Below are 205 nucleotides of genomic sequence, written 5' to 3'. Positions count from 1 at the left end.
GCTTGGCGACGTCCTACTCTCACAGGGACAAGGTCCCAACTACCATCGGCGCTAGAGAGCTTAACTTCCGTGTTCGGTATGGGAACGGGTGTGCCCTCTCTGCCATCATCACCAAACTATGAAGGCATATTCCTTCAAAACTAGATAACATTTGCTACATATTATATGGTTAAGTCCTCGATCTATTAGTATTCGTCAGCTCCAC

Annotated in this window: 1 rRNA gene; it reads right to left on the bottom strand. The window is 46.8% G+C overall.

Annotated features, from left to right (window positions below):
• Positions 1-116, bottom strand: a 5S ribosomal RNA gene (rrf, locus tag MR079_RS29125).
• Between the last annotated feature and the right edge of the window lie 89 nt (positions 117-205).

It is taken from the genome of Bacillus cereus group sp. BfR-BA-01381 (genome assembly GCF_022663555.1).
GTDB classification, from domain to species: Bacteria; Bacillota; Bacilli; order Bacillales; family Bacillaceae_G; genus Bacillus_A; species Bacillus_A pacificus.
This window is presented reverse-complemented; position numbering and strand designations above follow the sequence as displayed.